The sequence below is a fragment of the Pseudomonas sp. LBUM1660 genome (assembly GCF_059695935.1).
Window position 1 is genome coordinate 6,378,810 of record NZ_CP166795.1, and the last position, 14,048, is coordinate 6,392,857.

The 14,048-nt window shown below is 54.7% G+C and carries 11 protein-coding genes; 9 read left to right on the forward strand and 2 right to left on the reverse strand.

The annotated features are described in order from the left end of the window. The first annotated feature begins 19 nt into the window (after window positions 1-19). From ACA068_RS29600 to ACA068_RS29625, 6 genes are all read left to right on the forward strand, one after another. Entirely contained in the window at window positions 20-2,062 is a 2,043-nt protein-coding gene (locus ACA068_RS29600; RefSeq protein WP_497306643.1) for a type VI secretion system Vgr family protein, read from the forward strand. Next, complete coding sequence (locus tag ACA068_RS29605) at window positions 2,052-2,792, forward strand: DUF4123 domain-containing protein (RefSeq protein ID WP_497306644.1); 741 nt, start codon at window positions 2,052-2,054, stop codon at window positions 2,790-2,792. The genes ACA068_RS29600 and ACA068_RS29605 overlap by 11 nt, the downstream gene beginning before the upstream one ends. Next, complete coding sequence (locus tag ACA068_RS29610; RefSeq protein WP_497306646.1) at window positions 2,789-7,663, forward strand: RHS repeat-associated core domain-containing protein; 4,875 nt, start codon at window positions 2,789-2,791, stop codon at window positions 7,661-7,663. The genes ACA068_RS29605 and ACA068_RS29610 overlap by 4 nt, the downstream gene beginning before the upstream one ends. Window positions 7,664-7,674: 11 nt before the next feature. Beyond that, window positions 7,675-8,064, forward strand: a complete 390-nt coding sequence (locus ACA068_RS29615) for an immunity 22 family protein (protein WP_348129783.1) — start codon at window positions 7,675-7,677, stop codon at window positions 8,062-8,064. 180 nt (window positions 8,065-8,244) lie between these two features. Further along, a complete protein-coding gene (locus tag ACA068_RS29620; RefSeq protein ID WP_497273501.1) occupies window positions 8,245-8,526 on the forward strand; it encodes a DUF7668 domain-containing protein in 282 nt (93 codons plus the stop codon). Between the two features lie 221 nt (window positions 8,527-8,747). Continuing rightward, window positions 8,748-9,173, forward strand: coding sequence for an SMI1/KNR4 family protein (locus ACA068_RS29625; protein WP_497306648.1), 426 nt, complete (start codon window positions 8,748-8,750; stop codon window positions 9,171-9,173). A 229-nt stretch (window positions 9,174-9,402) separates the two neighbouring features. Here the strand turns inward: ACA068_RS29625 and ACA068_RS29630 are convergent, their stop codons facing one another. Further along, window positions 9,403-9,735 (reverse strand): hypothetical protein, encoded by a 333-nt coding sequence (locus ACA068_RS29630; protein WP_497306650.1) that lies wholly within the window; start codon window positions 9,733-9,735, stop codon window positions 9,403-9,405. Window positions 9,736-10,220: 485 nt separating this feature from the next. Here ACA068_RS29630 and ACA068_RS29635 point away from each other — a divergent pair, with 485 nt between their 5' ends. Continuing rightward, window positions 10,221-10,640 carry a hypothetical protein gene (locus tag ACA068_RS29635; protein ID WP_497306652.1) on the forward strand — a complete coding sequence of 140 codons (420 nt, stop codon included), beginning with the start codon at window positions 10,221-10,223 and terminating at the stop codon, window positions 10,638-10,640. Then, on the forward strand, window positions 10,637-11,056 hold the full coding sequence (locus tag ACA068_RS29640) for a hypothetical protein (RefSeq protein ID WP_497306654.1): 420 nt from the start codon (window positions 10,637-10,639) through the stop codon (window positions 11,054-11,056). The genes ACA068_RS29635 and ACA068_RS29640 overlap by 4 nt, the downstream gene beginning before the upstream one ends. Window positions 11,057-11,425: 369 nt before the next feature. Here ACA068_RS29640 and ACA068_RS29645 read toward each other — a convergent pair whose 3' ends face one another. Next, the gene (locus ACA068_RS29645) at window positions 11,426-11,785 is read right to left on the reverse strand and encodes a helix-turn-helix domain-containing protein (RefSeq protein WP_497306656.1); all 360 of its coding nucleotides are present in this window, start codon (window positions 11,783-11,785) and stop codon (window positions 11,426-11,428) included. Between the two features lie 678 nt (window positions 11,786-12,463). Between ACA068_RS29645 and ACA068_RS29650 the strand changes: the two genes are divergently transcribed. Continuing rightward, a protein-coding gene (locus ACA068_RS29650; RefSeq protein WP_497303394.1) for an IS3 family transposase occupies window positions 12,464-14,019 on the forward strand; the annotation gives its coding sequence in 2 pieces (ribosomal slippage) (window positions 12,464-12,928 and window positions 12,931-14,019; 1,554 coding nt in all). Window positions 14,020-14,048 lie beyond the last annotated feature (29 nt).

The following is a 14,048-nucleotide window of genomic DNA, read 5'->3' on the forward strand; positions in this document are numbered from 1 at the left end:
ACTGCAAGAGGAACAAGGGATGTTCGCGCCGGCCAATCAGACTCACTTTGCCCTGACTATCGAAGGTCTGGATAACGATCTCCAGGTGCTTGCCCTGCAAGGTCGGGAAGCCATCAGCCAGCCTTTTGTGTTTGAGGTGGAGCTGGTCAGTGAACAGCCGTCCCTTGACCTCGAGACCCTGCTGCACAAACCGGCCTTCTTGCAGCTCTCGCCTGACGGCAGCGGCATCCATGGCCAGATCTATCGCGCCGCCCAGGGTGATTCCGGCAAACGCCTGACCCGCTACGCGGTGACCCTGCGCCCGCAACTGTCCTACCTCGCGCACCGCATCAACCAACGCATCTTCCAGAACCTCAGCGTGCCGAAAATCATCGGCATGGTCCTTGAAGAGCACGGCATCCAAAGCAATGCCTACGAATTCAAAGTCGGGGCGATTTATCCCGAGCGCATCTACTGCGTTCAGTACGATGAATCGGACCTGCAATTCATCCAGCGCCTGTGCGAGGAAGAAGGTATTCACTACCACTTCCAGCACAGCGCCACGGCCCACAAACTGGTGTTCGGCGATGACCAGACGGTGTTCCCGAAACTCGCACCCGTGGCCTACCAGCAAGACTCCGGCATGGTCGCCAACAACCCGGTGATCAAGCGCTTCGACCTGCGCCTGGAAACCCGCACCAGCCGCACCACCCGCCGCGACTACGACTTCGAAAAACCACGCATCACCCTCGAAAGCGAAAACCGCGGCGACGCCCTGCCCGACCTCGAAGACTACGACTACCCCGGTCGTTTCATCGACCGCGAGCGCGGCAAACACCTCGCCAAGCGCAACCTGGAACGTCACCGCAGCGACTTCCAACTGGCCGAAGGCAAAAGCGATCAGCCGTTGCTGGTCAGCGGCCATTTCCTGGCCCTGACCCAACACCCGAAAGCCAAATGGAACGACCTGTGGCTGCTGACCGAAGTCCTGCACGAAGGCAAACAGCCGCAAGTGCTGGAAGAGTCAGTGACCAGCGACACCACCAGCCTCAAGGGCGATTTCCACCAGGGTTACCGCAACCGCTTCCAGGCCACGCCGTGGGACGTGCCGAACCGACCGCCGCTGACGCAGAAGAAGCCGCGCATCCTCGGCAGCCAAAGCGCCGTGGTCACCGGGCCAAAAGGTGAAGAGATCCACTGCGACCAGTACGGCCGCGTCAAAGTGCAATTCCACTGGGACCGCAAAGGCCAGGCCGACGACAAGACCAGCTGCTGGCTGCGCGTCTCCTCCGCCTGGGCCGGCGCCCACTACGGCGGCATCGCCATCCCGCGGATCGGCATGGAAGTGCTCGTCACCTTCCTCGAAGGCGACCCCGACCAACCGCTGATCAGCGGCTGCCTGTACCACAAGGAAAACGTCGTCCCGTACCCGCTGCCGGCGAACAAAACCCGCAGCACCTTCAAAACCCTCAGCTCCAAGGGCGGCGGCGGCTTCAACGAACTGCGCATCGAAGACAAGAAAGGCCAGGAACAAATCTTCCTGCACGCCCAGCGCGACTGGGACGAAAACGTCGAACACGACCAGAAAATCCGCGTCGGCAACGAACGCCACGACACCGTCGAGAAAAACAGTTACAGCGAATTCAAGGCCGAAGAACACCACACCGTCTACGCCGACCGCAAAGTCGAGGCCCGCGCCAACGACCACCTGACCGTCGGCGTCAATCAGCACATCAAGATCGGCACCGGGCAATTCATCGACGCGGGTCAGGAGATTCACCTGAGCAGCGGCATGAAAGTCGTGCTCGAAGCGGGCAGCGAACTGACCCTGATCGGTGGCGGCAGCTTCATCAAGATCGATGCCGGCGGCGTGACCCTGAGCGGGCCGGTGATCAACATGAACTCCGGGGGTGGGCCGGGAAGCGGGACGGGGGCTGCGCCGTTGTTGCCGGGGGTGTTGAAGCAGGCGGATGCGGATAAGGCGGGTGCGGTGTTGACCCCGGCGCAGATCAATACGTTGAAACGCAATGCGCCGTTTTGTGAAGAGTGCGAGAAGTGCAAGGCAGGTGCTTGTGCGATCTGATCTGTTGACTCCGCAAGCGTGGTTGGCGGACAAGCCATTGCAGGCAGGTGAACGCCTGTACCTGATCGTTAGTGCTGCCAGCGATGCCGAGCCGCTGAAGGCCTTCTACCAGCAAGAGATGGCACCAGAACTGATACCTATCTGGGGTGGCACGCCTTACGCCGATTGGCAGCCAGTCATGCCCTATCTCGCCGAGCTGAAGCCAAACGCCGGTTTTTTGCAATGGATTACCGAAACCGAGGCTGAGGATTGGGGTTGGCTGGCAGTGTCCACCAGCACGGCGGACGTGGTGTTTGAACATCTGCGCAGTTTGACCCAGGTCCGTACGCCCGATGGTACCGAAGTGTTTTTCCGGTTCTGGGATGGGCGGCATATTTTTCCGATTCTTGAAGGACTCGGTGCCGGGGCTGGTGAGGTTTTGCCAGTGTTCGACCGCTACCTGATCAATGGCCAGACACTGGACGTGGGACCGAGGGGCGTACCACCGGCGAAGAAGTGGCCGTGGTGGGAAGTGCCGCAGGCGTTAGTCGACACACTGGCAGAGAAAGACCACACCACCGTCGTCGAAAACTTGATGCAGTGGTTGGGAGAGGATTGCCCAGAACTGTTCTTCGCCTTCCCCGAAAGTAACCTGCGCCACAAGGTCGAGCGCTTCGTGCGCCAACAATCCAATACAGAAGATATGGCAGAGCGTCTTGCTGCTGAGCTGACAAAGGAAGTCACGTCATGATTGATCCCATCGGTAATTTGGTTATTCGAGTTCTCGACGCCAAGACCCCAGACGTGAATGTCATTCTCAAGGACTTCAATAATTGCCTAACCGAATACAAAACCTGGGCCGACGGTTTCTGGACAGGCTGGGCAATGGATGTCGATCAGAAGTTCAAGGTAGGCAACGAAGTCAGCGTTACTGAGCGCAAGACCAAGACAGGGCCGGTTGAAACCTTTGCCACCTGCCCGTTGATGGGTGATTTCACCCTCATCCATATGTTTGAGAGCGCTCGGTACGTGCCCATCGGCAATACACCGGTCAAGCTCGAACCCGTCAAAAAAGCGATGTTCGGCGGATACGACGTTGTCGGCCCGGTGATTCCTGCGACTATCGGCCCGAGCGGCATTGAAGTTATCAAGGGCTGCAAGCCGGGTCAGATGTACCGCATCACTTTTTTCCCTAATGTTTCTGAAAGCAACGTCAAAGCGCTGTACGACTCATACCAGGGTGTCATCGGCAATCTTGACGGCTGGTTGAAAAGCGAGTGGTCGAGTAAGTTCCAGCCGCAGTGGGCGAGCTACTCGGCGACAGACCGGGCGGGGCGCTCGCTCATATTGATGCAGTCTGCACTCGATAGTCTTGAGAAAGCGCTTCTGGGTCTGTGGGATGACATCAAAAGCCTGTTCGAACTGTTAGCCGACCCCTTTAAAAATGTGGAGAAACTTCTTCAGTACCTGAGTGAGGAAGAAGTCAAAAAACTCTACTCAGCGTCTAAAGAAGCGATTGCCACCGGACTGCTGATTCTCAGCGACGAACCGCTGATGTTCATCTACCTCTCAGCCATTATCGCGTGGGTTGGCATGCTGCCGCCGCAAGTCTGTGTGGAAGTAATTACGGCCATAGGTGCTTCCTTTCTGATCAACGTGGTGCTGGGGATTTGCCTATCGGGCGGTCTCGGGCTGGCGATTCGTGTTGGCACAAAAACCTTGGCCAAGGTCCAATCTGGCACAGCGGTAAAAATGCTGGAGGAGCTCGCGGAAAAACTCTTGGCCGCGAGTAAGGGACACGCCTTGAAGGCTCACGGCGAAACCGTGAAACCACTGTTGGCCAGTGCGCAAGGCGTACCGATGAATGCCGCGAAAAAGGCCGCATTGAAAATCGAGCAAGCCACCACAGCCACTGCCAAAGGTCCGGTGCCAATCACCAGCGACACGCCTTCCTTGCTGGAAAAAAACGCCTCGGCATTTGCTCGAAAAAAAGCAGAAAAACAATTCGTCCTGGAGCCAAAGGAAAAGGTCAGCGATGCGCCGGCCCAGTCAAAAACGCCCGACGAAAAGAGCTCAACCTGCGCCAAGAAAACCTGCACCAACAATTGCCCGGTTTCCATGGTTACCGGTGAAGAGCTACTGACGCTGACCGATGGTCAGCTCGATGGGCTACTACCTTTCGAGTGGACTCGCCTTTACCGCACCAGCGCCGCAGAAATTGATTGCGGCCTCGGTTACGGCTGGAGCCATGCACTTGCCCAGCGGGTAGACATCAAAGATGAAGAGGTGGTCTGGACCGACCACGAAAACCGTATCACCACGTTCCCGTTACCGAGTGTGCAGCGTCCGGCGATCACCAACAGCCTGTCGGAAGCAGCGATTTTCCTGGGTGATGATCCCTCTGAACTGATCCTCACCCAGGCCGGAGAACGTGCCCAGTTCTACCACTTTCGCTACAACAGCAAGGGCGCCACGCTGATCGCCATCAGCGACAACTACGGCAATCGCCTGCACATCACCCGTGACATTCACGGGCGAATCAAGCGCGTCGATAACGGCGCCGGTCGTGCCCTTCTCGTGCGATACGACCGCAAGCACATCGTCGCCATCGACTACCAGCAGTTCATCCCGGCCGACAACCTGGAAGACGCCTGGAGCACCATCCAGACCCTGGTCACCTACAGTTACGACACCCGGCACCGCCTGATCGAAGCCAAAAACGCCGCCGGTGAAGCCGAGCGTTATGCCTACAACGACCAGAACGTCATTCTTGAGCGGCAACTCGCCGGTGGCGCCAGTTTCTACTGGGAATGGGAAAGAGAAGGTAGATCGGCGCGCTGCATCCATCACTGGGCAAGTTTCTCGCAGATGGACGCGCATTACGCCTGGGATGACAAAGGCAGCGTCACGGTTACCAATGCTGACGGCAGCGAAGAGGTCTACACCCACGACGATAAGGCGCGACTGGTCGCCAAGGTTGATCCGGACGGTGCGGAGCACCTCAAGGCCTACGACGAAAACGGCCGCCTGATCGCCGAGAAAGATCCACTCGGCGCCGTCACCGAATACCAATACAACGAAGCAGGCCGACTGATCGCGGTTATTCCGCCCGAAGACACCCCGACCTCTTATGAGTATTACCACGGCTACGTCCGTGTGGTGAATCGTGGCCCGGCGAAGTGGATATATTGGCGCAACGACCAAGGCGATATCACCGAACAAATCGACCCGGATGGTAATTCAACCCACTACAACTATGACCGCCAGGGCCGTCTTCTAGAAATCCGTCATCCGGATGGCAGCCGTCATCAACTGGGCTGGAACAACCTCGGCCAACTGCTCGAAGAACAGTTGCCCGATGGTGGCCAGCGCAAGTACCGCTACGACGCGTTGGGCCGGCAGATCACCCGTCAGGACGAAAGCGGCGCAATCACCCAATACCAATGGGATGCGGCCAACCGGCTCGCGCAAATCACCCTGCCCGGTGGCGCTACGCGCGCGTTCACTTACAACCCATACGGCCGCGTCACCGCCGAACGTGATGAGCTGGGCCGAGTCACCCGTTACGAATATGCCGATAACCTGCACCTGGTCAGCCGCCGCATCAACCCGGACGGTAGCCAACTGCGCTATCGCTACGACAACGCACGTCTGCTGCTCAGCGAAATCGAAAACGAACGTGGCGAGCATTACCATCTTGATTACTACCCGAACGGCCTGATCCAGCAGGAAACCGGCTTCGACGGTCGACGGACCGCCTACGAGTACGACCTTAACGGTCAGTTACTAAAGAAAACCGAGTTCGGTGATGACGGCAGTGAGCTGATTACCGAATACCAGCGCGACGCCGCTGGCCGCTTGCTGGTGAAAGCCCAGGCTGATGGCGAGGAAATTCACTACAGCTACGATGCCCTTGGTCGCCTCGTCAACGTAGACGACGGCAACTGGCCGCTCGCTTACGAATACGACCTGCAAGACCGCCTGATCACCGAGCACCAAGGTTGGGGAACCCTGCGTTACGAGTACGACACCGTAGGCCAACTAAAACACTGCCGCCTCCCAGACGGCAGCAAGCTTGATTATCGCCACCAACGAGGCGGTCAACTGAGCAGCATCGACCTCAACGGTTCACGCCTGACCACTCACCAGTTCAGCGCAGGTCGCGAACAGCAGCGTCAACAGGGTCTGTTGCTCAGCCAATACCAATACGATGAACAAGGCCGCCTGCAAGCTCACAGCGTCAACCAGCAGGATCGCAACCTGTTCCAGCGTCGCTACGCTTACGATGCCAATGGTAACCTCGCCGGCATCGATGACAGCCGAAAAGGCAATCGTAGCTATCATTACGACCCGCTCGACCGGCTGATCAACGTTCGTGGCACCACGCCGGAAAGTTTCGCCCATGACCCGGCAGGCAACCTGCTCGGCCAAGGTGATCAGCAGGCTGCAAGCCTGGCCAACGTCAAAGGTAACCGCCTGCTGATGCAGGGTGATCGACATTACGACTACGACGCCTATGGCAATTTGAGCCGTGAGCGCCGCGGCACCGGGCAAAAGCTCGTCACCGAATACCGCTACGACTGCCAACACCGCCTCATCGGTGTCAGCCTCCCCAGCGGCAGCATCGCAAGCTACAAGTACGACGCCTTCGGCCGCCGTATCGCCAAAACCGTCGACAGCCAAACCACAGAGTTCCTGTGGCAAGGCGAACGCCTCATCGCCGAAAGCGCCAATAACCGCTATCGCAGCTACATCTACGAGCCGGGCTCCTTCCGGCCTTTGGCGATGCTCGACGGTGAAGGCCCGCTCAAAGCTGAGCCGTTCTACTACCAACTCGACCACCTCGGCACGCCGCAGGAACTCACCGATTACAGCGGAGAGATCATGTGGTCGGCGAAATACCGCGCCTATGGCAACCTCGCCACCCTTGATGTGGCGGAAATTGATAACCCGCTGCGCTTCCAGGGCCAGTACTTCGATGCTGAGACGGGCTTACATTACAACCGGCATCGCTACTACAATCCTGGCACTGGGAGGTATCTGACTCCAGATCCAATCAAGCTAGCGGGTGGATTGAACAACTACAGATATGTACCCAATCCAACAGGTTGGGTCGATCCTTTAGGTTTGGAAACAATACCAGTAGTCTGTCCCGGCGGCCCAAACTGTACTCCTAAAACAAAGTCCTTAGAGGAATTGGTTCCCGGCGGTAGCATTCCAAGTGTCAAAGATGGCGCATTTAATAAGTGGTTCAATGAGTTGACTCCAGACGAATTTGATACGGTTTGGTCCAACAAAACCTATCAGGACTCCATTAAAGCCAGATTGAGGTACCCAGGTGGAATGCACGAATGGCACATGGTTTCGAGAGCGGATACATTCAAGCGCTGGGGAGTGAATGCAGAACAAATTTATGAGCTACGGTCCGCAATTTCAGATGTGAAATTTGTCAATCCTGCTGGGCACCATGGCGGTAAAGGCTCGACGAAAGCGCATAATGAAATCCTAGACATTATCGACAACTCCAAAGATCACAGTGAATTCCGAAAAGGCCTAAATGAGTGGGCTGGACGGCGATTGGAAGGCGGTGCCGATGCTCTACCTTCAGGACTAAAAAATTGAGGAAACAAAAAATGGGCTCGAAAAAAATCGTTTCTATTTGGACGGCAAACACCGATTGGGAACCGTCTACTCTTCGAGATGTGATGAGCCCAGAGTATTCTGACGACGGAGACTTTCTTGGCTCTGAGTTCAGCAAGGCTTTCTCACTTGGTTTTGTTGACGATGACGCTGTCGAAGCAGATAAAATCGAGCCAACCAATTCTCTAATTAATGCAATTGACGGATGCTCATACGACCTTGACATCGCGTCTGACATGAAAAATAAAAACACTCCTCTGACCGATGTGCCTATAGACACCATAGTTGCAATCTACGACTACTCCTTCTCGGGCACTCCCCAAAACACTAAAATCAGAAATAATCTATTTACATACCGAGGAAGCTTTGAATACCAAGACTAAACTCTCAGAGAATAGAGAGTAAGGGATAGATATATTTTTGCATTCTAAAATAAATCTGTCCCTGGGAAATCCCATTGATGTTAATCCGGAGACTTCGACTCGTATACCAGGAAACCGATGAAAGTGAAAATTGATAAGAGCCTCTAACTAGAAGTAAAAGATCTTATTGTCGCACTGGTTATTGGTGATTTTGATAAAATTTCCGGCAAAAACTGGTATGGAAGACTCAACGAACCGGATATTAATGCAAGAATCTCCGAGTACGGCAATACATTGGCATTACCTCCAGCGTCTTTCGTAGAAAAGAAAGATACTTATGAGTACAAGGATGGCTCTGGCTTAGCCCTCGATATACCACTGTGGACAAAGGAGGAAGGAATGAGCGACCTGACTCTTTCCCTTGTGTTGATATATGACGAAACCAAAGTGAAGCTTCAAATGAATGACCTTCGTGTTCTATGAAAACCTGTATGGGGTTCCTCAACAGCTTCAGCTGCAACACTCAAGGCAAAATAGAAATGGCCGCTAAGTCATAAGACTCACCTTTCAACCTTAAAAGGCAAAGGTCGAGAAGCAGTACACCCTTACGGACATAGCCAACACCCAGATGCGCCTGTAGATAGGGAACTCTTTAGGAAAGAAGTCCCACAATATTGGAAAGACCGAGCAGCAGAGACCGCGAAATGATCCCGAATGAGCTGATTCAACTTATTGAAAAGCAACTTGGTGATATCCACCGGACAGATAAACGCTCCGTTACCGAAGCACTAACAACACTGAATATAAGTTTAGATAGTGAGCTGTCAGAGTTTTTTTTAAATTACACGATAACTTTTTTCAGAAGTGATTCTTCGGATGAAGAGCTATGTGACATCGCCGACCCAACCAATGAGATAGAAGCAGGCACCAACTTTATTCATGAGGTATGGGAGCTGCCAGAAAATTTCATTTGCCTCACAAGTGTTCAAGGTGAAGGGTGCTATCTATATGAAAAAAATAGCGGGGAGGTTTTAGATTTTAGCCTTGCTAACCGAGATGATTTTTTAGCTGGAAAACAGCAGCTAAAATGGAGCGGATTTTTTGAGTTTCTTACTTGGTACTTATCTTAAAAATAAAACCAGCCGGAACAATTTTATACAGGGCAATGAGTCTGGGTGTCGGGCTCATGTGTCGCTGGCGAGTAGTCACTAGCCGCGGGGTTGACCAAGTTGAAGTGTAAAGGCATTACTCTGCAGCTAATCCCGGAGTTGCCATCCACAAGTGTCAGCTAGGGGGGGCGGGTTAGTGATGAAGTCAGAGGCGATTCAATGCTTGGCCCGCGAGTTTTGTAAAGTCCCCCTACATCGCTTTTACCGAAACCACTTCCACAAACCTGAATTTCTTCTTGGCCGCCTTGGTAGCTTCCTGCTCTGCTAGAAGGGTGCTCAGCGTATCCGCCTCATGGACCATTTCGTGAGTCTTGCCCTCAAATTCATTGCACACCCGAAGCGTTACCCTCAACCTGGGCGTGAAAGCTTTGAGGACCTTCCTTTTCTCCGCGGCCTTTGTCGGCGGTATGATCGCGACACCCGAGAGGGTGTCTTGCACAGGTAAGGCAGTAGTCTGCGCAAGGGGCTCTGCACCGCCGAACAGCGCGCGGCGCATCTCTTCTTCAGTCAGTTCTTCGTTCATGCAATTTCTCAGAAGGGTGTTATCTCCAAACGTCCTGATTCTATCAGCATGACCGGTCTCAACAGCTGTGAATCTCTGGGACAAAACCCTGAATCAGCCCTGAACCAATGACGGTAGGACCGATCAATTTGGTTCGTTTGTGCAGCCCATACGGCTTGCCGATGATAAGCAGACGTTCACAGAGGGCTGATATCGACCCATAGCTGCCCTTCGCGGAAGACAGCTAACGGCCAAGAGCGGACACCCGTCCAAGGCTGAGCCAGAAGAAACAGGCAGCAGTAGTGATCGCTTTCACCCCGCCATGGTCAATCCTTCGCATACCGTACCCACGGGCCCGCACCAAGGCCGCGCAGCCCTCACCGAACAGATACGCAGATTTCGATATATTTAGCCCGTCAGCGCGGATGAGCGTGCGTGCAAGGGCTTGTTGACTTCAATTAACGCCACCACCACCATGCGATCCAATCGCAACGAAGGAATTTTCGATGGACCCGTCAGTTAAATGGTTGCTGTTGGAAGGAATGGTGCCGCTCATTGGAACTGCAATACTTTACTGGGCACTTCTCCTGTGTTTCACAATTGCGGAATCCACGTCCTTCACATTCAAATGGGGCGAAGCAGTAGATTCTCTTGGATGGTTGTATGGCGCAGCTGTACTCGCTATCCAGGCGGCAGTGAAGGGGTGGGATAGCAAAGCGACTGGCCTCATTCCCACAGGCTGTTCGGCGATTGCGATCGCATGTTTTCTGATGCTGATTACGGCCATGTTCTCAAAAGCCGCAGACGCTACCTGGAAGCCAGGTAAGCGAATGAAAATAGGTGCTACATTGATTACAGTGGTGGTACTTGGTGCGGGCTTTCAGACACACAGGCTAATGTGCTGCGCCGTTGGAGGTGTCCAGTGAGTGAAGTAAAGACGAGAGACGGCGAGTCTAGGATCTCCGAAGACGAGCTCAGATTGGTTTCTGCGGAGGAGATTGAGGCAATCGTTGACGACGTTCTCGAGGAAAAAAAGCCAACCCTGACCCAAAAAGAAAGGGAGGTGTTGATCCAGAAGGTCATCAGTAAGGCCGATCGGAATGCGCATTACGTTCGAACCCGCAGTGCTAGAAAATTGCGTGCTGCGAAAAAGGTCAGGCAGGAGAGGGTCGCCGAAGTGGCTGGCTCGCTTGCTTTAAGTGTTGGAAGCTCGGCGGCGGCTGGACTGGCTGCAGCAGTGGTAATGCCCTCCGCTCCCTTTATAGCAGTAGCAGGAGCGGTAGCAGGATTCGTTGGCGCATGGATTGTCAGGAAGCGCGATGAAGATGCTAAAAGAAGCTAAAACAAGGACCGCCGCTAGGCGGTTTTTTGTTACTCGAAACATACCAACCTTATCGCCAATCAAATCGCTGTTACACAGGAGCAGCGACTGACAGGCTTCAGTTCCCTAAGCAACCAAACCTCTGTGGCCATCTTTGATGGACCCGTTCCCCCCAGATGATTATCCCCCGTCGCGACCGGCTGCAATGGGTCGTGCTCTGCCGGTCACGGTCACGGTCACGGTCACGAAGCGTAGTGGTTCAACTCGATGCAAATGGCTGGTCAGGTCAGAATGCATCTGAGTGAGCAAATCTGCGCATTCCCCCAACTTGGGTGTTCAACAGAGCGAAAGGTCATCAGGTTCTGATCGACTTGATCTACCCACGCTTGGTTACCAGTCACTGTTTTTTTTCGGATTAGGACCAGTGGGTGTTGGCTTCTTGGAAACATCCCGCCGGCCTGAAGCACGCTGGCGCTTTTTGCCTTCCATACGAATGACCTGCAGCGGGCTGGGTCGAACCTCTTCCAATAAAGAACTTAAGCGCTCTAGCTCACCAATTGCCCTAAGTACAGCTACTAGGTTTATCAAGGTGCCCTTTCCCTGATTTAGCAACGCATGCAGCGTTTGACGGCTCATTCCAGCATTCTTGGCCACATCCTCCAAGCTTACGTTCTTCTTCAGCCGAATGGCTTGAACATGCGCCACTATGGCGCCAGCAATAGCTTGATCGGATGATACTTTAAGTCTCATAGCGTCAGTATTCCTAGACGTTAAGTAGATATAATGGCTTTTGCGTCATTAATTCTGGACGTTGCATGTCGACGACTTGGGGCGCTCCTGAGAGGGCTTTACACACATCAATAAGCAGAAATTGTTGGTTTGAGTTAAATCAGCGCCAAATATCGCATGGCAAGGTGGTGTGTATTAAGTTGCCACACCACCTCGACGGGTGATGGCAGCAACCTCGGTGAATTGTCATCCTTGGACGACTCGGGACACCTCTTCCCTCGCCGCTGAGAGCACGCCTAAGGGATTGGCCGAGAGCACTTCCTTCGGCCGCTTCCCGCCGAGGAAGGTCTTTGGCGACGCAAACCAGAACGCCATTGCCCATCCGTCCTTACAGCTGCAATTAGCCAACGGCAGACTGTCCTAAACGACAAAACTCGATTTGTTGTTGCAGGCCCCGACCGAGCTGAGCCCCGTTCTGTAAATTCGAATAAACGAGAGTAATCAGCTCGGTGAAATTCACGCCAGTTCAAAAAACTGGTGAGTTAGGCGAAGCACTATTTCATTCGCGTCAACGTCGTCAGTCGGTTCGACCGCAAACGCGATAGCTCGCGCTAGCGATGCACCCCCCCGGTGTCAGGATAGTTGTCGCCTCTCCGATTTTTCCTTAAAAAGCATATCGGGGGCGGAAAGAGACTGGTCGTGCCGTACTATTCACCTGAACGCAGAGCCGCATTACTCAAGATGCTGCTTCCCCCGCAGAACCTGTCGATGGCCGAGGTTTCCCGGCGCGAAGGGGTCAGCGAAATGTCTTTGTCCAACTGGCGCAAGCAGCTCAGTTCTGAAGGAAGTGCAGTGTCCGAAAACAAGTCGTTGGCCGAAAACTGGTCAGCCGAAACCAAGTTTGCTGTCGTGCTCGAAGCCGCCGGTTTATCCGAGATCGACCTGGGTGAATACTGCCGCCGCAAAGGCCTTTACCCTGAGCAAATTACGGCCTGGCGGCAGGCCTGCATCAACGGTCAGAAGGCAGATAAAGCCCAGCAAAAAGAAGATCGCGAGCAAGCTCGCAAAGACAAGAAACGCATCCAGGAACTTGAGCGCGAACTGCGCCGCAAAGACAAGGCGCTCGCTGAAACAGCCGCGTTGTTGGTGCTGCGAAAAAAGCTCAACGACTACTGGGGGACGAACGACAACGAGGACAACTAACGTCTTTGCCAGAGCGCCAGTTGCTCGTTGCCTGGCTGGGTAGCGCGGTCGCGGCAGGCGCCAGAAAAATCAGGGCCTGCCGGGAAGTCGGTCTATCGCTGCGAACCTTGCAGCGGTGGACTGAAACAGACGTTATCCCGGCAGATGCCCGAACGACTGTCACACGGCCAACACCGCGAAATGCACTGAGCGAAGTCGAGCGTCAGACCATCGTGACGCTGTGTAACAGCCCGGAGTACGTCCACTTGCCGCCGAGCCAGATCGTGCCACGACTGGCCGATCAAGCGTGTTATCTGGCGTCGGAGTCGACGTTTTATCGCGTTCTACGTGCGGCAGGCCAACAGCAACATCGAGGCCGCAGCCAGCGACCCAGAAGGCACGCAGCACCGACGACGCATGCGGCCAAAGCGCCCAATCAGGTGTGGTCATGGGACATCACGTATCTGCCCTCGCCGATACGCGGCAAGTATTACTACCTCTATCTGATCGAGGATATTTACAGCCGCAAGGCCGTGGGCTGGGAGGTCTACGACGCAGAAAGCGGGGAGAAAGCCGCCGCACTGCTGCAACGCAGCGTGATCGCAGAGCAGTGTTTGCACGAACCGCTGGTGCTGCACTCGGACAACGGCGCGCCGATGAAGTCGGTGACGCTGCTGAGCAAGATGTACGAACTGGGCATCACGCCCTCGCGGGGCCGGCCGCGTGTGAGCAACGACAATCCCTACTCGGAGTCGCTGTTTAGAACGCTGAAATACTGCCCGCAATGGCCGCAGGATGGCTTTGTCAGTTTGGACGCTTCACGCGCTTGGGTGAGGGACTTTATGCGCTGGTACAACAACGAGCACCGGCATAGTCGTATCCGGTTCGTCACACCGGCTGAGCGGCATCGGGGGCTGGATCATCAGGTCTTGGCCCGGCGACATGAGCTGTACGAACGAGCCAAGGAGAAAAAACCGGAACGATGGTCAGGCCAGACGCGTAACTGGGAGCCGATCGGCACCGTGCTGCTGAACCCGGATCGAGAGCAACAGATCGAGAAAATAGCGGCATAGTTAGACGGTTGACGCGACAACTACCTTGA

Coding starts and splice junctions, on each gene's coding strand:
- ACA068_RS29630 (WP_497306650.1), bottom strand. CDS start 9,735: ATGAACGAAGAACTGACTGAAGAAGAGATGCGCCGCGCGCTGTTCGGC.
- ACA068_RS29645 (WP_497306656.1), bottom strand. CDS start 11,785: ATGAGACTTAAAGTATCATCCGATCAAGCTATTGCTGGCGCCATAGTG.
- ACA068_RS29600 (WP_497306643.1), top strand. CDS start 20: ATGTTCGCGCCGGCCAATCAGACTCACTTTGCCCTGACTATCGAAGGT.
- ACA068_RS29615 (WP_348129783.1), top strand. CDS start 7,675: ATGGGCTCGAAAAAAATCGTTTCTATTTGGACGGCAAACACCGATTGG.
- ACA068_RS29610 (WP_497306646.1), top strand. CDS start 2,789: ATGATTGATCCCATCGGTAATTTGGTTATTCGAGTTCTCGACGCCAAG.
- ACA068_RS29635 (WP_497306652.1), top strand. CDS start 10,221: ATGGACCCGTCAGTTAAATGGTTGCTGTTGGAAGGAATGGTGCCGCTC.
- ACA068_RS29625 (WP_497306648.1), top strand. CDS start 8,748: ATGATCCCGAATGAGCTGATTCAACTTATTGAAAAGCAACTTGGTGAT.